Origin of the sequence: Commensalibacter sp. W6292M3 (genome assembly GCF_016101315.1) — a bacterium.
GTDB lineage: Bacteria > Pseudomonadota > Alphaproteobacteria > Acetobacterales > Acetobacteraceae > Commensalibacter > Commensalibacter melissae.
The window spans coordinates 375,267-397,045 of sequence record NZ_JACFQT010000001.1 but is presented as its reverse complement, the minus strand read 5'-3'; the positions used below and the strand labels follow the sequence as shown (position 1 = coordinate 397,045).

The window sequence follows — 21,779 nt, the reverse complement described above, 5'->3', positions numbered from 1 at the left end:
AAATGTCCAAGAAACCATTATCTTCCACCCTATCTGTAAAACAATTACTTCCATATTTAAAAATTGCCAGAACGGAAGGGATCGGTGGAATCCGTTATCGACAATTACTTGACCATTATCAAACCCCTGAAGCTGTTTTGGAAATTTTACCAAAATTAAAACGTTCAAAAGATTCAACAAAAAAATTTCAAGTTCCTGATAATAAAATACTTCATAGAGAAATTGATCAAACACTTGAATTGGGGGGACAATTCGTTCTTCGTGGAACTCTGGAATATCCGCCCTTGCTTGATATGCTTGAAGATGCCCCTCCTATTCTGATTGCCATGGGCAATATCGAGTTATTAAAAAAGAGAAATGTTGCTATTGTCGGGGCGCGTAATGCTTCTATACATGGCATTAAAATGGCAGAAAATCTTGCGGCTGATCTATCCGTACATCAAATTGGCATTACCTCTGGTCTAGCCAGAGGTATTGACAAAGCAGCTCATAAAGGGGCCTTATACACAGGTTTCACCATTGCCGTAATTGGTTGTGGAATCGATATTTTTTATCCAACAGAACATAAAGACCTTCAAAAATCAATAGCAGAAAAAGGGGTTGTTTTAACTGAATTTTCTATTGGAACCCAACCTCAAGCCATGCATTTCCCACGCAGAAACCGTATTATTGCTGGATTAAGCTGGGGATGTATTGTCATTGAGGCTGCCCAGCATTCCGGCAGTCTTATCACGGCTAAACAAGCGCTTGATTATAACCGTCCCGTTTTTGCAGTACCAGGATCTCCCATTGACCCACGTTGTAAAGGAAGCAATAACTTGATTAGAATGGGGGCTATATTAACAGAAAATGCCATGGATATAATATCCGAACTCCCCCATCCCCTGATCCAAGAAAACACCCCTTCCAATACAGATCTTTTTACCTATTCTCCTGATTCTCCTGAACCTGAAAACATATCCCACCAGAACAAGAATTCTCCACAGGTCAATATACCTGATAAAAACAATTCAAGAACAATTGAAGATGATATTCTCTTCCTGCTTTCTGCCACCCCTACACCTATCGATCTAATCTTGAGAAATGTTCATTACCCTACCAATGAAATTCAGAGTGCTCTTACCTTGCTTGAAATCCAGCAAAAAATTTTTCTTTGCCATAATGGCTATATTTTAAAATGAGGAAATCAAACGAATTCTTGAATTTTTCTTCCATTTTCGTTTTAATATGTAAATCACATCCATTTAAAAAATTAGTTAAAAACCAAAATAGCAGTTGCTTCTTACTAAAGAAAAGATAGTATTCTGTTTCTAATTGAAGAAATCATTTTTACTAATCCGTCTGGAGAGAAAATGACAGACGTCATCGTTGTTGAATCGCCTGCCAAGGCCAAAACCATAAATAAATATCTTGGAAACAAATACACTGTTCTCGCCTCTTTCGGGCATGTCCGAGATCTTTCTCCGAAGGATGGAAGTGTTAGGCCGACTGAAAATTTTGCCATGGATTGGGAAACGGATGAACGTGGAAACAAGCAGATCAAGGCGATTGCCCAGGCCTTAAAAAATGCCAAAACACTTTATCTTGCCACTGATCCCGATCGTGAGGGGGAAGCAATTTCCTGGCATGTCCAATCCATTCTGAATGAAAAGAAATTACTTAAAAATATTAATGTCGAGCGTATTACCTTCAATGAAATTACCAAACAGGCAGTTCAATACGCTATTCAACATCCCCGGAAACTGGACCAACCTTTGATTGAAGCATATCTTGCACGACGTGCACTTGATTATCTGGTAGGCTTTACATTATCACCAATTTTATGGCGGAAATTACCTGGATCCCGAAGTGCGGGACGAGTCCAATCTGTTGCCTTGCGTCTTGTATGCGAACGTGAAGCTGAAATCGAGATTTTTCAATCCAAAGAATATTGGACCATTCATGGCACTTTTATCACTTCATCCAATAAGGATTTCACGGCAAAACTTACCCATTTAAAAAACAAAAAACTTGAACAATTTGATCTAAATACGAAAAATCTGGCAAAAGAGGTTTGTACATATTTAAATAATCAACAGTTTAGCGTTCGTACCATAGAGCGAAAAAAAACAAGAAGGAATCCATCCCCCCCCTTTACCACCTCGACATTACAGCAGGAGGCATCAAGAAAATTAAGAATGAGCGCACAAAACACGATGCGTACCGCACAACAGCTTTATGAGGGAATTGAAGTCAAGGGGGAAACCGTTGGTTTGATTACCTATATGAGAACCGATGGAGTACAAATGGCAAATGAAGCAATTCAGGCCATTCGTAATCATATCAATACCGAATATGGCGAAAAATTTGTACCAAAATCACCACGCAAATACACAAGTAAGGCAAAAAACGCCCAAGAGGCACACGAAGCCATACGACCTACACATATCAATTTCACTCCTGAACAAATCAGTTCTTATTTAACAGCTGATCAGAAACAGCTTTACGATCTTATCTGGAAAAGAGCTCTTGCCAGTCAGATGGAATCCGCAGAACTTGATCAAATTTCCATAACAATAACAGATGAAAAGCAGGAAAATTGCTTTAAAACAACGGGATCAACAATAACATTTGAGGGTTTCTTAAAAGTTTATACAGAAAGTTTTGATGATACAGATAAAGATGAGGCGGAAAATAAAAACAACAAAGGGTCACTCCTACCCACCTTAAGAGAAAAAGAGACTCTTCAAACCAAAGAAATTTTGCCTAGTCAGCATTTTACTCAACCTCCTCCACGCTATAGTGAAGCCTCACTTGTTAAAAAGATGGAGGAACTGGGTATTGGTCGTCCATCCACTTATGCATCCATTCTCGGGGTTTTACGTGACAGAGGTTATGTTACTCTTGAAAATCGTTATTTTATTCCTCAGGATCGTGGACGTTTGGTTACTGCTTTTCTAACATCTTTCTTTAAACGTTACGTTGATGTCGATTTTACCGCCACGTTAGAGGGACAACTTGATGAAATTTCCGATAGTAAAATAGATTGGAAAAAAGTTTTACAGGATTTTTGGAACGATTTTTCCAATGCCATCGAGCAAACAAAAGAACTGAAAATCTCTGATGTTATTGATGCGCTTGATCATGATCTTGGCTCTCACTTCTTTTCCGAAACAACGGACGGGTCCGACCCCAGAAAATGTCCTGCCTGTGAAAATGGCAAACTTCATCTAAAACTGGGTCGCTATGGGGCGTTTATAGGATGTACCAACTATCCTGAATGTCAATATACTAGAAAGTTAAGTCTGGATAATGCTGATCAAGAAGATAATGAGATTTTAAAAGAAGGCAGCAAAATCCTTGGAAATAATCCAGAAAATAATGAAGTAATCTCACTTCGTAAAGGACCTTACGGATTATATATACAATCTGGTGAGGCTGATCCTGAAAATAAAAAGATCAAACCCAAACGTGCCGCTATTCCAAATAATATTGATGGAAACACACTTACCCTGGATCAGGCCATTGCTCTGTTATCTTTTCCAAAATTACTTGGAGAATATCCTGAGACAGGTGAAAAAATCGAAATCGGATTGGGACGTTTTGGCCCTTATATCAAAATGGGAAATATTTTTGCCGCCTTGGATAAAAATGAAGATATTTTATCAGTAGGATTGAATCGAGCCTTGGAGGTTCTTGCAAAAAAAATGGCTTCTATCCGTAATCTGGGGCTTCATCCAAAAGATAAGGAACCTGTTTTATTAAGAAAAGGACGTTTCGGATTTTATATACAGCATAAAAAATCTGTTGCATCCCTACCAAAAGGTGATAACGGAGATAATACAACCCTAGAGGACGCATTGAAACTTCTCGAAGAAAAAGGAAAAGAGTTAAAGAAAACGCCAACAAAAAAGAAAAAAACAGTAAAAAAAACAAAAAAATAATATGATTTTTAACTAGATTATTGTGTTTTTTACGTGACAGATTTTGTTATTTTTATATTTAGGTTTTAATAATCTTAAAGTTGCTATAGCTTTTTTAATATTGGCTAACCTTATATTTAAAATATTTTATTGTCTTTGGAGAACAATCATTTTCCTCCTAATACGACATTTCTGTTTCTTTAGACTGACGCAAAATGCGATATGTTTTCTATATTTCATTTTGCAAAAATACAAACCTTTATTTTATTGTCTGTATATAATTCTTGCATTTAATACCTATACCCCTATATACGCACAATCTACTACATCCACAAAACCAAAAGATATCGCCCCGTTTAATCAACATAGCTACGAAAATGTCATCGCCACCGCATTGACTTTTCTACAACCCAGAATACTGGAAGAACATACGATAAAAGAATTGTCTTTATGGGGACTGAATGGCTTAAATGCCGTTGACCCCTCTTTATCAATTCATGAAATCGAAGATAAGCTTGTTCTTCAACAGTCTCAAAAAATTCTAGCTAACTATCCCTTGCCGGCAGATAACGATATACCCCAATGGGCAAAGACCATAACGGATATTTCTACCAAGGGATGGGAAAATTCCAATTTAATTCAATTGGCAAACAATCAAGGTCTTACCCAAGCTTTTTTTGATGAATTATTTGATCATATGGATCCCTATTCAAGATATGTCGCTCCCAATTTTGCATCCACGGATCGTAATCAACGAGGAGATGGTGAGGCAAATATCGGAATTACCATCTCCAAAGATAAAAACTATATCGTTATCAGCTCTATCAATACCAATGGTCCCGCCTGGTCAGCAGGACTTAACGTAGGTGAACGTATCTATAAAATAGATAGCAAACGTACCTATAAACAATCTGTTGATACAATTAATAACTGGCTAAAGGGCGGCAACAATTCATCTTTGACTCTTGTCTTGGGCTCACACGGTAGAAAAAAAACAAGAATCGTACATTTGAAAAGAGAAATTGTTCCACCAGCGACCGTATTTGCATTTACAAATGATGACATAATTATTTTGAAAATAACCTCCTTTTCAACTTTCACTGCGGAAGAAATCAATCAGTATCTTGATCAAGCTGTTCAAGATATGAAATTAAAGGGCCTGATTCTTGATCTCAGAGGAAATAGAGGAGGTGTTTTGCAACAGGCCATAACAAGCTCTGCATTATTGCTGGATCATGGTATTGCAGCAACGACACAAGGACGAGATCAAGAGTCCAATCACGTATGGGCAGTACAGGGAGGAGACATAACCAATAATGTTCCCATTGTTATTTTGGTTGATGGCAGAACTGCAAGTGCTGCCGAAATTTTAACCGCTGCGTTATCCGATCATAAGAGAGCCGTCGTAATCGGCAGCACAACTTTGGGTAAAGGTCTTGTACAAACCATTGCACAATTACCTGATGGAGGAGAGCTCTTCGTTACATGGAGCAGGGTTATCGCCCCCTTGGGATGGCCAATTCAGGGCTTGGGCATCATTCCGCAAATATGCACAAGTCGTGGAGTTAAATTCACTCAAAAACAAATGAATGAATTAATTAATGATCAATCTTCCTATGCACGTGATGTTATCTTTTCCAAACAATCACGTTTTCCGGTTGAAGCAAAGGACATTCTTCAAATTAGAAATGCCTGTCCCCCTGCCATCGGTTCAGATATTGATCTTGAGATTGCCGATGATTTGCTTCTTAACCCAAAGCTTTACGAAAAAGCACTTGATATGATCCCGAATGATTAAGTTGTATAGACAACCAAATTGGATTTTTCACGGTATTGATATTTTTTTTGATTATTACATTGCTAAATGATAACAATTAAAAATTGCTCTCTTGTATTTATTTAAGTTTGAAAATAGTATATTGCTTCTATTCAAGTAAATTTAAACCATGTGTTGTTTCAATGACATTTGATATATTTTTCGAACAAAAAATTTTTTTTACTTCTTTCTTCACTAAAAAAAGGGTATTTCAGTTCGAAGAATATTTTACTAAAACAATTTGCAGCTGATAGCTAGATTTAAGGAGTGAAAAATTAAGATGAGTTTGAAATTCCCTCTATTTGCTGCATCTATATTTAATATTTCTACCCTTTTATGTTTAACCACTTTTCTCATGCCCTCAACCACGATAAAAGCACAACCGGTTAAAGGTTTGTATGTAACGGGTGCTGGCGGGCTTAGTATCAATCAAGATCAAGTTGTGCGTCAAAATCCCATTATGCCTGATGGTCGTGATAAATATACACTAGGGGCCACTGCAGTAACGAGTCTAGGATATGGTCTTGGAAACGGTTTTCGAGTTGAAGTGGAGGGAAATTATCGCAACAATCCCTTGAAATATCAAAATCTCGGTTCCTATAAAGCCCGTGGTGAGGGACGCCAGCAAACTTATGGATTTATGGTTAACGCCCTTTTTGATATGGATGTGGGAAGCCCTTATATATTCCCATATTTCGGTGCGGGAATTGGTTATGGATGGTCTACAATGAATGGGGTAAAACTTCGCACCGCGGATCATCGTCTTACTGAACACATGGGAGGTACATTCGGGCAATTCGCTTACCAGGGAATTGGAGGGCTATCATTTCCAACCCCTTGGATTGTTGGATTGTCCTTCATTACAGAATATCGATTCTGGACAATGCTGGCACCCCAAAGTCATACCGCCGATGTATGGGGTACCCAAGGAGGAAGAAACATTACCCATCCTTATGGTCATACCAAAGGCAATCGGGATACAACCACCTATTTTAACCATTCCATTTTACTCGGGTTACGTTATGAATTTAACCCTGCCCCTCCTCCTGCAACACCTGTTGATGAAACCCCTGTAGTTCCTAAGGCCAGAAAATCAAGATTATATCTTGTGTTCTTTAACTGGAATAGTTACAGCCTGAGTAATCGAGCGCGACTTATTGTCCGAGAGGCTGCCCAAGCCTACAATAACGTGGAAAACACCCGTATTGAAGCGGATGGTTATACAGATACATCCGCTAGTCCCGATATTAAGGGAAAAAAATACAATATCGAACTTTCCTTAAAAAGAGCCAAGGAAATCAGATCCGAATTGATACGAAATGGCGTTCCGGCCGGTAATATTGATATACATGGATATGGATCACAAAATTTGCGAGTACAAACAGGACCCAATGTACGGGAGGCACGTAACAGACGTGTGGAAATAATTTTACGCTAAATAGTTTCATCGTGGAGGGAATATCACATATTCCGGATTTCCCTTACGATACGATTTTAAATAAGGATTTAAACCAATCCATTGAACAAAGGTGTTGATAGATAACGTTCCGCAAATGAAGGAACAATCGTTACAATGACTTTACCTTTGTTTTCTTTACGGGCTGCCAACTGAATACTCGCAAACAGAGCTGCACCTGAAGAAATACCCACAGGAATACCATCCAATCGAGCAACGCGTCTTGACGTGGCAAGAGCGTCACTTTCTGAAACCATCAGAACCTGTTTAAGTAAATCGGTATCCAAAATACCTGGTTTAAATCCTGCCCCTATACCCTGAATACCATGAGGACCAGGCTCCTCTCCGTTAAGAACAGCACTTTCTGCAGGTTCAACACCAAATATCTCCACCTTTGGATTATGTTTCTTCAATCCTCTGGCAATTCCTGTAATGGTTCCACCTGTTCCGATACCGGCAACAACAATATCGACTTTTCCTTGCGTATCCTGCCAGATTTCTTCCGCAGTGGTATACTCATGGACAAGTGGATTCACGGGATTTTCAAATTGTTTTGGCATCCAGGCATGAGGTGTATTTTCTACAATTTCTTTTGCTCGAGCAATTGCCCCAGCCATTCCCAGATGACCTGGGGTCAGTTCAACCTGCGCATCAAGAAAACGCATCATTTTTCGACGCTCAATCGATGCCTTTTCAGGCATTGTAACGATCAGCCGATAACCTTTCGCTGCCGCTATAAATGCCAAGCCAATTCCTGTATTGCCTGATGTTGGTTCAACTAGTACACTTTTATGAGGACTAATAATCCCTTCTTCTTCCGCCTGATATACCATCGCGGCGGCAATTCGATCCTTGACTGAAGATAAAGGGTTAAAAAATTCTAGCTTTAATAAAATATCAGCTTCGATATTATCCTGCTTTACTAGATTTCCTAGCCTTACAAGCGGTGTCCCACCAATTGTATCAATCAAAGAATTATAAATTTTACCTCTAGGCTGTGCCAACCCAAAACGATTATTTTTTGTCATAACAATTCCCATTACTCGTTGATTAAGGATAATAATCGCTATAAATAACCTATTTATGCAAAATATTTCCACATCACAGATTTTGTTTATAAAAAATACTATTTTTCATCTTAAATAATTATTATATACTATTAATATTAGGATATAAATTTTAAATTAACTAAATATTTCTTTAAAACCTTAGGAAAAATATTTAATGCTCTTAAGACAAGATCGTGCCATTATCGCTATTCTTATTGTAACAGATATCGCCTTTTACTCAAGTCACAATAATACCGTAAGTGCTTCTGACATTTCTTCAAGGACAAAACTACCAAAAAGAAGTATTGAACCGATTTTACAACTTTTATCCAGAGCTTCAATCTTGGAAAGTACTCGTGGACCACGAGGTGGGTATCATCTGGCTAAACCAAAAAGACTACTTTCAATCGCTGATATCATTAAGGCCATTTCGGTTGATGAAAAAGAAAAATATGAAGAATTTACGTTTCCACTTTTTCAACAAGTTATCAAACCATTATGGCAATCTATTGATCAAAAAATCATGAAGGAAATAGCTTCAATAACGATGCAAGATCTCATCAGAAAAGCCGAGGAAAAAGGAATGAAGCGTCCTCGTCCCACAGCTATTAATTTTACTATTTAACGTAATGGTAAATTCAAATCATCATTTAGCTTTTCTTACGGTTTTTCGATGATGGGAGACAGCTCTATGACGTGTTACCTTTTTTCGAGAGGTCGTATTTTTGTTTGCGGGTTCTATAGCGGGTTTAGGAATCTGAACACCTGTATTGTCTACTGTTACATCTACTGACAAAACCGTTTTATTGCCCCCATCCTGATGTAAAAGATTCACAATGAATCTATCTGTTCCTGCATATGCCAAAGATGGCGTGTATCTTATATAGGTTCTTTTATCATAATTATAAACAAATGTCTTGCCATGTTCAGGAACAGTTGCAATACCAAAAGAGATGAAGTTGTTTTTGGAGTCAGGTTGCACAATATTGAATTCACATTGACCATCATCGCTGCGGACTGTCATCGTCGTTTTCCAACTTCCATCCGCTTCTTTGACTATAGGTGTTATTTGACAAACAGATGATTTTTTTGAATATTTAAAAGGATTGGCAGCCTCCCTATCGGGTTGGGCCACTGGTTGCTGATTATGTTGACAAGCTGCCAAAGCAATTCCCAATGAAGCCAAAATAAAAGATGAACGCAAACGCACGAAACTAGCCTCCATTTATTAAATCCTACCTATAACTTGGCAGTTTACAATTACAAACTTGATGAGAATATTAGTTTAAACCCGGATTGGTAAAAAAGATGTAAGAATTTATACCTACCTTTTGTATCAATTACACATCCACTTACAAAGATCACTACCAGATAAAAACAAAATCACCAATAACTTTATGATATTTTAGATGAATTTTAGTATTTTTATTTTCGTTTATTATTGCAAAATGTGAATATAAACTATTGCATTATGTACAATTCCTGTTATATCCGATTTAATAATGTCATATACAACTGCAATAAACTTTTATAGAATAAATCCAATATTCTTTTAACTACCCAACCAATCTTTTTAGTTCATATCCGATTTGGAGCACTCAATGTCTCTATTAGTTAAACGTTTTCTCTTCTCTGGATTAATCGCTGCGGGAATGTTTTCGAATCCATCATGGGCTTCAACGGCCACTTGCAATAATTCCCCTTCTCACGAAGCTTTTAATATAGAAGGCTTGAAAAGCGAATTAATGGTGACAGCCCTTTCATGTCAGGCTCAAAATCAATATAACGCCTTTATCAATCAATTCCGCCCGATTGTTAGCAGTGAGGAAGTTAAATTGAAGGGGTATTTCCGGTCAAGTTACGGAAAACGCTCAGGAAAGGCATATCAAAAAGCATATGATGATTACATAACACAGCTAGCCAACGTACAATCCTCTCAGGGACTTAAAGCGGGAACAATTTTCTGCATTCAAAGAATGTCCATGTTTGATGAAATCAAACCATTGAAAACGGCAAGTGAATTGTCTCAATATGCAGAGGCAAAAGATATTCTCCAACCAGCATCTTATGAAATCTGTCAGGCACCTGCAACACATAAAAAAGGCAAAGTCGTTAGAAAAAGACGAATCACACGCAAAGCGGCTGTTCACAAAAAATAATCTCAAAATTTAAGAGTCATGAAGAAAACATTTTGTAAAAACGTGTTTTTATGCGAAATACACTTATATGAGCGATTTATTTTCTTCAAACAATTCTTCTAAAACCCATTTTGCAGACAAGAAAAATGTAAAAGGGATAAAATCTGTTACCAGCGATTATAACGCCAAAGACATAGAGGTTCTTGAAGGTTTGGAGCCTGTCAGAAAGCGACCTGGTATGTATATTGGTGGTACGGATGAAAACGCCCTGCACCACATGGCAGCTGAAATATTGGATAATGCCATGGATGAGGTCGTTGGCGGTTTTGCAAACACCATTCACATAAAACTTGAACAGGATAACAAATTAACCATTCGCGATAATGGACGCGGAATTCCTGTTGACCCTCATCCAAAATTTAAAAATAAATCAGCCCTGGAAGTAATTCTAACCACGCTTCATGCAGGAGGGAAATTTTCCAATAAAGTCTATAATACTGCTGGGGGTCTTCATGGAGTTGGATCTTCTGTTGTCAATGCCCTATCTTCTTGGATGGAAATCGAAATTGCCCGTGATAAGATGCTGTGGAAACAAACCTATGAACGCGGATTACCGATTACTCCATTAATTGAATGTGGTTATATACAAAATCGCAGAGGAACCCAAATCAGTTTTATTCCTGACATCGAAATATTTGGCAAACTGCAATTTTCACCGAAACAGTTGTATAAACTGTGTCGCTCCAAGGCGTTTCTTTATAAAGGTGTCACCCTAAACTGGTCGTGTGATCCTGAATTAGTGAATAACACTGATATTCCAAGGGAGACAATCCTGCATTTTGCTAATGGACTTGAAGACAGTTTGAAAGAAGAAACCGACTCGGACCAGTTGATCTGTCCTATATGGTCCGGTGACGTCAATTTACCCAATGATTCAAAAGGTGAAAATACAGGCAAAATTGAATGGTCTTTGGCATGGCTGGAAAAAGGTGAAAGCTGTTTGGCATCGTTTTGTAATACCATACCGACGCCATTGGGTGGAACCCATGAACAGGGCTTTAAAAATGCCCTGTTAAAAGGAATTCGGACATGGGGTGAAAACCGGTCCAATAGAAGATCCTCAATCATCACTTCTGATGATATGCTGGGATCTCTTGTAGCAAAATTGTCCATCTTTATTCGGGATCCAGAGTTCCAGGGACAAACAAAAGAGAAACTAAGCTCAAAAAATACAACCAAACTTGTTGAAACCGCACTACGGGATCGTTTTGATCACTGGTTGGCAGCCGATCCAAATCAGGCAGATCAACTTTTCTCTTTCCTTCTTGATAAAGCTGAAGAACGTTTACAACGTAAAGAAAACCGGGAAACAGTAAGAAAAAGCGCAACAAAACGTTTAAGATTACCAGGTAAGCTGACCGATTGCACAAGTTCTAATACCAATCAAACAGAAATCTTTATCGTAGAGGGAGATTCTGCTGGAGGATCGGCCAAACAAGCCCGTAACCGCGAAACTCAGGCAATTTTACCTTTGAGAGGTAAAATTCTTAATGTTGCAAGTGCTTCCAATCAAAAATTAAATAATAATCAGGAATTAAAAGATTTAATAGAAGCCTTAGGTTGTGGCATAGGTTCCGCATTTGATATCGATAAACTACGCTATGGTCGCATCATTATCATGACAGATGCGGATGTTGATGGTGCGCATATTGCTTCTTTATTGATGACTTTTTTCTATCAAGAACTTCCAGAACTTATTCTTCAAGAAAAAATTTATCTAGCTCAACCACCCTTATACCGTCTTAGCCAAGGAGATAAAATTATTTATGCCATGGATGATAAGGATAAAGACCGTAATTTATCAAGGTTGAACCAAAAAAAAGGTAAAATTGAAGTTTCTCGTTTTAAAGGTTTGGGTGAAATGCCACCCAAGGATTTAAAGGAAACGACAATGGATCCCAAACACCGTATCCTATTGAAAGTCATCATTCCTCATGATGAAAAAGAAATCACGGAAACACGTGTTTCTGATTTAATGGGAAGAAAATCAGAAATGCGCTTCCAATTTATACAGGAGCATGCCGGTTCTGTTGATTTACTGGATATTTAATTCAATTATATTATAAATATTCGTTTTATCTGCCATGGAAAGGAATTATTAAATTCCTTTCTATTCGTTGTTAAAACATTTTATCGATGCCTAGAAAATTAAATCTTTTTATTTAGGCACCTTCAACACCATGTCCAGCCATCAACCGAGGTTTTACATGCTCGTCAAACTGCTTTTCATCAATCAATCCCGATTTTAAAGCCGCCTCTTTAAGACTTAATCCTTCAACATCCCCCATATGTGCAATTCTCGCCGCTCCATCATATCCAACGACAGGTGCCAGAGCTGTAACAAGCATTAATGAATTATCAATATATTTTTGAATACGCGCATTATTTAATGTTGTCCCTTCGACTGAAAATTCACGAAAGGCTTTAGCTGCATCCCTTAACAATCGGCTGGCGTGTAGCGTATTCATGATAACCAGCGGACGCGTTACATTTAACTGCAAATTACCCTGTGAGCCAGCAAAGGCAACGGCAGCATCAAGACCCATGACCTGCATGCAAACCATGATCATTGCCTCACATTGAGTCGGATTGACCTTTCCAGGCATAATTGACGACCCCGGTTCATTTTCAGGCAAATGAAGTTCTCCAAGTCCACATCGTGGTCCTGAAGCGAGCCAACGAGTATCATTTGCTATTTTTAATAGAACAACCGCAACGCCACGTAACGCAGACATCGTGGCCACCATAGCGTCAAGTCCACCCAAGGAGGCAAACTTGTTGGGCGCTGTTACAAAAGGATAGCTGGTGATTTGAGCAATTTTTTTAGCAATCGCCTTGGAGAAACCTTTTGGCGCATTCAATCCTGTTCCAACAGCTGTTCCACCTGCAGCCAGTTCAAACAATTCTTTCTCTACCGATTTTAAACGATGTAAACTTTCCTTTAATTGAGCAGCCCAACCAGACCATTCTTGACCAACGGTTAAAGGAACTGCATCCTGTAAATGGGTACGACCGATCTTTACAACATCCATCCATTCCTTAGCTTTATTCTCAATGGCATTATGTAATTTTTGTAATTCTGGAAAAAGATGCCTTTCCAATTCCATTACCATAGCGACATGCATAGCTGTCGGGAAACTATCATTGGAAGACTGTCCCATATTCACATGATCATTGGGATGAACAGGTTTTTTGGAACCGATCTCCCCCCCTAAAAGCTGAATGGCCCGATTGGCAAGCACCTCATTTACATTCATATTGGTTTGTGTACCTGAACCCGTTTGCCAGACACAAAGCGGGAAATGATCATCAAGCGCACCCTTGGCTGCCTCTTCAGCAGCCTGAATGATTGCTTTTGCCTTCGTTTCATCCAAACGGCCCGCTTCACAATTCACCTCTGCGGCGGCATGTTTAACAATACCGTAGGCATGATAGACCTCACGCGGCATGACATCCCCACCAATATTGAAATGATGCAAGGAACGTTCAGTCTGTGCTCCCCAATAACGATCCGCAGGGACCTCTATTTTTCCCATTGAATCACTTTCTTGACGCAATCCTTTTTTATCAATTCCAATTGCCACTTTGCAAGAAACAGATTTGATCATAATTTACCTTTTAAAAAAATTATTAAAATAATCACTATAAATCATAAAAAAAACCCACGCATAAGCCAAGAGAGGCAACGTGGGTATTAATCAAATATATTCGCTTAGACTATCAAATCTTAGCGAACAGAAATACTGTGCATATTATTAATATTATCGGCCACAATATGACCATGATTCATCAATTCTGCTATACGGTCTGAATTTGTAAAGGCAGTCACTACCGGATTAAAAACCGATAAGAAACTGTTTGGATAAATCCCCACCCACAGGATAATTACGGCCAATGGTACCAAGATTGTCATTTCTCTTGCGTTTAGATCCCGAATTGAATTGATAACCGGATTAACAATTTTTCCAAATATGACATTGCGATACATGACCAGCATATAAACAGCACCTAATATCATGCTTGATCCTCCCAGGAAAGCAACCCAGAATGATATATGTAAAACTCCAATCATGACCAGCAATTCACCCACAAACGAACCCGTACCAGGCAGTCCAACATTGGCCATGATAAAGATCATTCCAAGCAAGGCCAGTTTGGGCATTTTACTAGCGATACCTCCAAACGCCTCGATATCTCTTGTACCAATACGATAGGTGACAGCGGCAACACATAAAAAAAGTGCCGCAATTGTTACCCCATGAGTAAGAACCTGTAATAGGGCGCCATCAATTCCCTCTGGTGTCAGAGAGAAAAATCCTATGGCAATAAGACCCATATGAGAAAATGATGAATAGGCTATAATCCGTTTAATATCTGTTTGTTTATAAGCGATTATTGCACCATAAATAATCGCACATATACCCAATCCCATAATCAGCATTGCATAACGGTGAGATGCCTCAGGCAACATTAAAACACAAAATCTTAATAATCCATAGGCGCCTGCCTTAGACATGACGCCAGAAACCAGCAAGGTAGTCGACGCCGGACCCTCAACATATGCGGCTGGTAACCAGGCATGCAGAGGAAAGAGAGGCAATTTGACTCCAAACGCGAGGATAAAACCCAGCAATAACCACCCCTGGACAGCAGGTGAGAAAGATGCGTGCATTAAAACGGGAATATCCGTGGTACCTGTATTCACCCATATCCACAAAATCCCAATCATCATAAATAAAGAACCAGCAAACGTGAATAGAAAGAATTGCAAAGAGGCAAAAATCCGTTTCGGACCTCCCCAGATTCCAATTAACATGCTGCTTGGCAGCAGGGTCGCTTCATAAAAACAGTAAAATACAACCATATCTAGGGCGGAAAACAGGCCAACCAATGTCGTTTCCAACACCAGAATAGCAACCATATAATCACGGATACGATCCGTGATCATCTGCCATGCGGCCATTATTCCAATCAGGGTCAATAAAGTTGATAGGATAATAAAAAATAAACTGATCCCATCCACGCCAACATGATAGGAAACACCAAATCCCGAAATCCATGAATTTTGAATTTCAAATTGATATCCATCGTGTCGAGGATGAAATTCACTCCACATAACAATTGACAGACCAAATGTTATGATACTTGTCCATAAAGCAATCCAACGGGAAGTGCGTGCAACCTCTTCAAAGGATCCACGCATAAGAAAGATGACCAAAGCCCCAAGCAAAGGCAAATACGTTACTAATGTAAGCAGTACTGAATGCACGGTATTCTCTTTTTTAATCTATTTAAACGTAACAATTGTTCGATTATATACAACTTTCTGACCATATTGCCCAGAAAGTTTTTATTTTTGTCAATATTACTTAAAATTAATTTTTCCTTAATATCAATTTATTAAGAGCGATGAAATAATTTTTCCATATCTTTTTTGCTCCATTTCAGCCATGTCGGTCTTCCATGTGAACAGGTTCCTGCCCTTGGAGTGGCCTCCATCTGACGTAAAAGGGCATTCATCTCTTCCTCATTCAAAGAGCGGCCTGCCCTTACACTGTTATGACATGCCATTCTGGCAAGAATAGCATCAAGTTGGGTATGGACAGATTCAATATCATTAACCGACATCTGTTCTTTATCCTGCAATTCTTCGGCAAGATCAATCAAAAGCGACTGTGCGGAAATGCTTCCCAAAAGTTGTGGCAGAGCCCTGACCAGAATCGTTTTTTCACCAAAAGATTCTATTTCTATTCCCAGATCGGCCAAACTGTCCTTAAAACCCATAAGACAACGATAATGAACAGCAGATAATTCAATTGCTTCCGGTATAAGTAAAGACTGTGTTTGTATTCCAGCCTCTAAATACTGTTGACGTAATGCCTCATGAGTTAAACGTTCATGAGCTGCATGCTGATCAACAATGACAAATTCTTCATGTTCTGTTACCGCAACAATATACGTTTTGAAAATTTGTGCCACGGCATATCCCAAAGGTAAGGTTGCTGTTGTTTTTTGATATTTGTTATCAGGTAATCTTGATAACGTATCGCCAACATCCTTGAAAGATAATCCTGCTCCCAATTCAAAACTGTCCCCGGCACATGCATCTTCTTCTTGAATAAATTCTTTATTGTTTATACCCATTCTTTGCTGATACGTGGGATATTGAATAGAAGCTTTTTTGGGATGATATTGTGTGATGGGAAAAACATGCAAAGATTCAGGATTAACATTTGCAACTCCCGCACCAATAGCCAGACTCTTTTGAATGCTACCAATTATCAAGGCTCGAACTGCAGCTTCGTCAGCAAAACGCAATTCAGTTTTGGCAGGGTGTACATTCACATCTACCTGATCCAAAGGTAGCTGCAGAAAAAGAACGGCGACAGGATAACGTCCTTTTTCAAGAACTTGACGATAACCAACACGAATAGCCATTTGCATTACTGGATCAGCAACAGGCCGATCATTAACAACCATAATTTGACCATTTGTTGTTGCCCGATTTACAGATGGAGCACTGATGAAACCGGATAATTTCAAATCCCCCCGATCGAAATTCAATATAATCAGTTCTTCATCATGAATATCAGAAAACACTGCCAAAATACGATCTTTTTGCGATTGAATCGGTAGATTCAAAACGGTCTTACCATCTTTTATGACAGTGAATGAAACATCGGGGTGAGAGATGGCCAAACGCTGTATAATCATTTCACACCGATTATATTCAACTCGAGCGGTTTTCAAGAATTTACGTCGTGCAGGAAGCGCATAAAATAAATCTTCTACAACAACTTGTGTTCCCATTTGACCAGCGGCCGGACTGGGGTTTACAATCTTACCACCTTCAACCGAGATCTGCCACGCACTTTCCGCCGATTTGACACGCGAAATAATTTTTAATCGGGCGGCGGCCCCAATGGAAGGCAGAGCTTCCCCCCTAAATCCCAATGTTTTAATATTTACAAGATCATCTTCAAACAATTTTGAAGTACAATGTCTTGAAACTGCAAGAGGCAGGTCGGCAGCCTCTATTCCACAACCATTGTCAATGACCTGAATATGATCAATACCACCGTTATCAAGATTGATCTCAATTCTGCCTGCCCCTGCATCAAGCGCGTTTTCCACAAGTTCTTTAACAACGGCGGCAGGACGCTCAATAACTTCTCCTGCAGCAATTAAATTAACTGTATGTTCGGATAAAGGGCGAATAATCATTATTCTAATAATGACTTGGAGAATTGCAAATTTTTTTATAATCCTCTTTTGTCAAAAAACCTATTTTTGCGTCGTTGTTGGTGTTGCCCCGTCATCAGGACGCAAACCTAAACTCAAATTATTATGTAATCGTTTATTTTCAGCCGCACTGTCAACAGCCAAATCTGAAGGCTTGCCATTTTTCCAGAACATGACCTGGTCAACAAAACCATTCTGCGTGACCAACTCATTATGACGCTCCTGATCAGCTGATTGATTGGCATCCTGAATCAACCGGGTTTGACCCTGGCTTGGAACATCTTTCATGCCTTCCAAGGCAACATCGGGAGAAAGAATTTCCAATGCCTGCTGACGTATGGACTGTTCTTGAGGTCTGACTCCATTTTCATCAGGCTTCATCAAACTATCATTAGGTGGCATTGATAAAGGCGCGCGAGTCGTAACGGTATATTCATCAGGCATTGATCTTTTGATACCAAATGCACGGGAAACATCCTGACCGGAACAGGCAGAAAGCAAGACAACAATACCGATTAGGGATCCCATGGGCAATAAAAATTTCAAACCTGATTTACGCATTATCATCCGTCTTATTCCTTAACAAAATCCGTAAAAGCAATAATAGTTAATAATATGAATCTATTTCGTATCATATTAAGCTATTCTTCCCAACCAAAAAAAGCATCTATTAACAAGATAATCACACCACAAACAATTGCGCTATCTGCAACATTGAAAACATACCATGACCACCCTGCAACATGAAAGTGAATAAAATCAACCACTGCGCCAAAACGCAAACGGTCTAAGATATTTCCCAACGCTCCGCCAACAATGGCACCCAGACTCATGATAACCCAGATTTTACGGGCACGAATCATCCATATGAATAAACTTGCCGCAATCACAAAGGCGGAAACAGAAAAAATAACGGATCCCCATGAACCAAACTGACCCAACATGCCAAAAGTAATTGCCCTGTTCCATACCATAGTGAAGTTGAAAAATGGAATCACGGGAATAGAACCTTTTTGGGGCAAATTTACTATATTGAGAATACAGTATTTGCTGATCTGGTCCAGCAAGAATATCAGAAACAGCATTCCCAATCCCCAATACCATTTTTTCAAATGATTAACTTGCATGACAACGGAACTTTTATTCATGAAAATCCCTAAACCAAATATTACGAAACAACATCAATGCAACGCAAGCACAATTCTGGATAACTTGAATTGCCTCCCACTTCATCGAGAACTTTCCAGCAACGTGCACATTTATGTCCTGTTGCTACCAGAATACGAGGTGCGGCATGACCCTCTCCACCCTGTTTGGTTTCCACTGAATATAAAGATGCCGAACCCGGTATAATATTGATATCAACCCGGGACACAATAACCAGTTCAGCCCAGTCATAATGACCGAACAAGGCGGCTTCTTTCTCTGAAAAATTCAATTCTACAGCAGCTTGGAGCGAAGACTTGATAATCCCTTCCCGACGCATATTTTCAATTTCCGTCGTAATGATACGACGAATAGAACGTAATTGAATCCAACGTTTTGCCAGATCATCATTCAACCATTTCACAGGTATGAGAGGAAATTCTTCCAAATGAACAGTCGCATTCTCACCAAAGCGAGCAGTCCATGCATCCTCTGCAGTAAAGCATAACACCGGTGCCAACCAAGTGCATAAACATCTATGCAAAACATCCAATACGGTTCGAACCGCCCTACGGCGTATATTCTCTTTTTTATCACAATAAAGTGAATCCTTGCGGATATCGAAATAGAAAGCCGACAAATCACTTGTACAAAAATAGTGTAAAGCAGGATAAACCCCAACCCATTCATGAGTATGAATAGCTTTTTGAATAACCTGATTCATTTCATAAATACGATGCAGAACCCATTGCTCAAGTTCAGGAAGATCTTCATAATCAAGTTTTTCCTTATCTGAAAACCCTTCCAAACCTCCAAGAACCCAACGTAACGTATTTCTTAAACGTCGGTATAATTCACCTTGCTGTTTTAAAATCTCTTTTCCAATTCGAAGATCTTCATTCGTATCAGAGTTCATTACCCATAAACGCAAAATGTCTGCACCAAGTTCATCATTGACATTCTGGGGTGCAATAACATTACCGAGGGATTTTGACATTTTACGTCCCTGTTCATCCATTACAAATCCATTAGTGACAATGGCCTTGTAAGGTGCAACTCCACGTGTTCCCACACATTCTAGCAACGATGACTGGAACCAACCACGATGCTGGTCGGAACCTTCCAAATACAAATCCGCAGGAAAATCAAGTTTGTCCCTACCTAGGACAAAAGCATGCGTTGAACCACTTTCAAACCAAACATCCACAATATCAAACACCTGTTCATATTCTTCACTATTGTAATTTTCACCAAGAAAACGCGAGGGAGAAGAATTATACCATGCATCTGCACCTTCTTTTTTGAAAACTTCTACAATCCGTTGCATAACTTCAGCATCCCTTAAAACCTCACGGGTTGCCTTATTGACAAAAACGGCGATTGGCACACCCCAGGCACGTTGCCGGCTAATACACCAGTCGGGACGCGAGGCAATCATGCTGGTCAAACGGTTACGGATTTGTGCGGGAACAAATGTAACATCCTCTAGAACTGACAATGCATTCTCACGAATTTTTCTCTTATCATCCATTGCTATGAACCATTGCGGGGTAGCCCGATAAATAATCGGGGCCCGTGATCGCCAGGAATGAGGATAAGAATGCACGATGGAGGATTGGGCAACAAGACCAGTAAATGGTTTGTTTGCATTCCTTGCCTCATCTCTGGATAAGTTTAACTCTTCACAGACAGCTTCAGCCGCCTTGAAAACATGGATACCGGCAAATAGAGGGACATCCGAAGCGTAACGCCCATCATCTTCAACATGTTCCGTTACACCAATTTGATGTTGCTGACATAAATAAAAATCATCTTCACCATGTGCAGGAGCACAATGAACCAATCCTGTTCCCGCTTCAGTCGTGACGAACTCGCCTGCTAATAAAGGGACATCAAAATCATAGCCTTTTCCCCGCAAGGGATGCGCTGCAACTGCACCTGCCAACGCGTTTCCTTCAAGCGATGCCTCTTCCTTGAATTCCGTAATACCTGCCTGTTCACAAAATGAGGTCAGCAAATCCTGTGCAATAAGAAAATTAGCTCCAATGGACACGTGGGAATCAGCGTTAACAGCTTTAACACTGATAATTTGATAGGTTATATCGTTATTGTAAGCTATGGCTCGGTTCGCAGGAATTGTCCATGGAGTCGTTGTCCAGATAACAGCCGAGACATTTTCCAATAAATGCTGGGGGGTTGGATCTTTGACAAAAGGAAAAGCTACAAATATAGTTGTCGATGTATGATCGTGATATTCAATCTCGGCCTCAGCCAGAGCTGTTTTTTCAACCGGGCTCCACATAACCGGACGCAGGCCACGATATAAACTGCCATTTAATAGAAAACGACCAATTTCTTCAACAATGGCTGCCTCTGAACTGAAATCCATTGTTGCATATCGGTGATCCCACTCTGCCTGAACCCCAAGTCTCTGAAATTCGGATGATTGAATTGACAACCAGTTTTGGGCATAGCTGCGACATTCTGCCCGAAATTGCAATACTGGGATATCATCCTTGTTTTTACCTGCCTTGCGATATTTCTCTTCTACCTTCCACTCAATGGGCAAACCATGACAATCCCAACCGGGAATATATCGAACAACCTCACAATTCATACGATGGGAACGATTAATCACATCCTTGATAATCTTGTTAAGCGCATGTCCGATATGCAAATGTCCATTGGCATAGGGAGGGCCATCGTGCAGGGTAAAGACCTTTTTCCCTTCCAAAATCCGTTGATCCGATTGCCGGATAATAGCCTCATCCAATCCTATTTTTTTCCAACGTTCCAAAATTTCAGGTTCCCGTTGAGGTAACCGCCCACGCATTGGGAATGAGGTTGAAGGTAAAAAAACTGTATCTCTATACAGATCGGTAGATTTGGATTCAGCCATGATTTCGTTCTAACTGTAAAATTAAAGTAGATTAAGACAATATTTGATTTTATAAAATAAAACCAATTTCT

At 39.4% G+C, this 21,779-nt stretch carries 15 protein-coding genes; 7 read left to right on the top strand and 8 right to left on the bottom strand.

The genetic code is table 11. The features are described 5' to 3' along the window. Positions 1-2: 2 nt before the first annotated feature. The 4 genes from dprA to H3T57_RS01770 all read left to right on the top strand — a co-directional run bounded on the left by dprA (position 3) and on the right by H3T57_RS01770 (position 7,156). Positions 3-1,181: a DNA-processing protein DprA gene (gene dprA, locus H3T57_RS01785; protein WP_198192854.1), complete on the top strand. Its 1,179-nt coding sequence runs from the start codon at positions 3-5 to the stop codon at positions 1,179-1,181. A gap of 171 nt (positions 1,182-1,352) precedes the next feature. Then, positions 1,353-3,923, top strand: a complete 2,571-nt coding sequence (gene topA, locus H3T57_RS01780) for a type I DNA topoisomerase (protein WP_198192845.1) — start codon at positions 1,353-1,355, stop codon at positions 3,921-3,923. A 220-nt stretch (positions 3,924-4,143) separates the two neighbouring features. Then, positions 4,144-5,700 (top strand): S41 family peptidase, encoded by a 1,557-nt coding sequence (locus H3T57_RS01775; protein WP_232349707.1) that lies wholly within the window; start codon positions 4,144-4,146, stop codon positions 5,698-5,700. A gap of 298 nt (positions 5,701-5,998) precedes the next feature. Next, a complete protein-coding gene (locus H3T57_RS01770; RefSeq protein WP_198192842.1) occupies positions 5,999-7,156 on the top strand; it encodes an OmpA family protein in 1,158 nt (385 codons plus the stop codon). 68 nt (positions 7,157-7,224) lie between these two features. Here H3T57_RS01770 and cysK read toward each other — a convergent pair whose 3' ends face one another. Beyond that, positions 7,225-8,202, bottom strand: coding sequence for a cysteine synthase A (gene cysK / locus H3T57_RS01765; RefSeq protein ID WP_198192840.1), 978 nt, complete (start codon positions 8,200-8,202; stop codon positions 7,225-7,227). A gap of 196 nt (positions 8,203-8,398) precedes the next feature. Here cysK and H3T57_RS01760 point away from each other — a divergent pair, with 196 nt between their 5' ends. Then, a complete protein-coding gene (locus H3T57_RS01760; protein WP_110438269.1) occupies positions 8,399-8,848 on the top strand; it encodes an Rrf2 family transcriptional regulator in 450 nt (149 codons plus the stop codon). 21 nt (positions 8,849-8,869) lie between these two features. On the opposite strand, the gene H3T57_RS01755 is transcribed toward H3T57_RS01760, so the two are convergent. After that, the gene (locus H3T57_RS01755) at positions 8,870-9,448 is read right to left on the bottom strand and encodes a hypothetical protein (protein WP_198192838.1); all 579 of its coding nucleotides are present in this window, start codon (positions 9,446-9,448) and stop codon (positions 8,870-8,872) included. A gap of 376 nt (positions 9,449-9,824) precedes the next feature. Between H3T57_RS01755 and H3T57_RS01750 the strand changes: the two genes are divergently transcribed. Together H3T57_RS01750 and parE are read left to right on the top strand one after the other, a co-directional pair. After that, a complete protein-coding gene (locus H3T57_RS01750; RefSeq protein ID WP_110438271.1) occupies positions 9,825-10,382 on the top strand; it encodes a hypothetical protein in 558 nt (185 codons plus the stop codon). A gap of 67 nt (positions 10,383-10,449) precedes the next feature. Further along, positions 10,450-12,471: a DNA topoisomerase IV subunit B gene (gene parE, locus H3T57_RS01745; RefSeq protein ID WP_198192837.1), complete on the top strand. Its 2,022-nt coding sequence runs from the start codon at positions 10,450-10,452 to the stop codon at positions 12,469-12,471. 112 nt (positions 12,472-12,583) lie between these two features. On the opposite strand, the gene fumC is transcribed toward parE, so the two are convergent. The 6 genes from fumC to ileS all read right to left on the bottom strand — a co-directional run bounded on the left by fumC (position 12,584) and on the right by ileS (position 21,708). After that, complete coding sequence (gene fumC, locus H3T57_RS01740; RefSeq protein ID WP_198192836.1) at positions 12,584-14,029, bottom strand: class II fumarate hydratase; 1,446 nt, start codon at positions 14,027-14,029, stop codon at positions 12,584-12,586. A 119-nt stretch (positions 14,030-14,148) separates the two neighbouring features. Beyond that, complete coding sequence (locus tag H3T57_RS01735) at positions 14,149-15,690, bottom strand: NADH-quinone oxidoreductase subunit M (protein WP_198192835.1); 1,542 nt, start codon at positions 15,688-15,690, stop codon at positions 14,149-14,151. Positions 15,691-15,821: 131 nt separating this feature from the next. After that, positions 15,822-17,645 carry a DNA mismatch repair endonuclease MutL gene (mutL, locus tag H3T57_RS01730; RefSeq protein WP_198192834.1) on the bottom strand — a complete coding sequence of 608 codons (1,824 nt, stop codon included), beginning with the start codon at positions 17,643-17,645 and terminating at the stop codon, positions 15,822-15,824. 60 nt (positions 17,646-17,705) lie between these two features. Next, positions 17,706-18,224 carry a DUF3035 domain-containing protein gene (locus H3T57_RS01725; protein ID WP_230873079.1) on the bottom strand — a complete coding sequence of 173 codons (519 nt, stop codon included), beginning with the start codon at positions 18,222-18,224 and terminating at the stop codon, positions 17,706-17,708. Positions 18,225-18,304: 80 nt separating this feature from the next. Then, a complete protein-coding gene (lspA, locus tag H3T57_RS01720) occupies positions 18,305-18,811 on the bottom strand; it encodes a signal peptidase II (RefSeq protein ID WP_255549903.1) in 507 nt (168 codons plus the stop codon). 20 nt (positions 18,812-18,831) lie between these two features. Beyond that, positions 18,832-21,708, bottom strand: a complete 2,877-nt coding sequence (ileS, locus tag H3T57_RS01715) for an isoleucine--tRNA ligase (protein WP_198192827.1) — start codon at positions 21,706-21,708, stop codon at positions 18,832-18,834. Positions 21,709-21,779 lie beyond the last annotated feature (71 nt).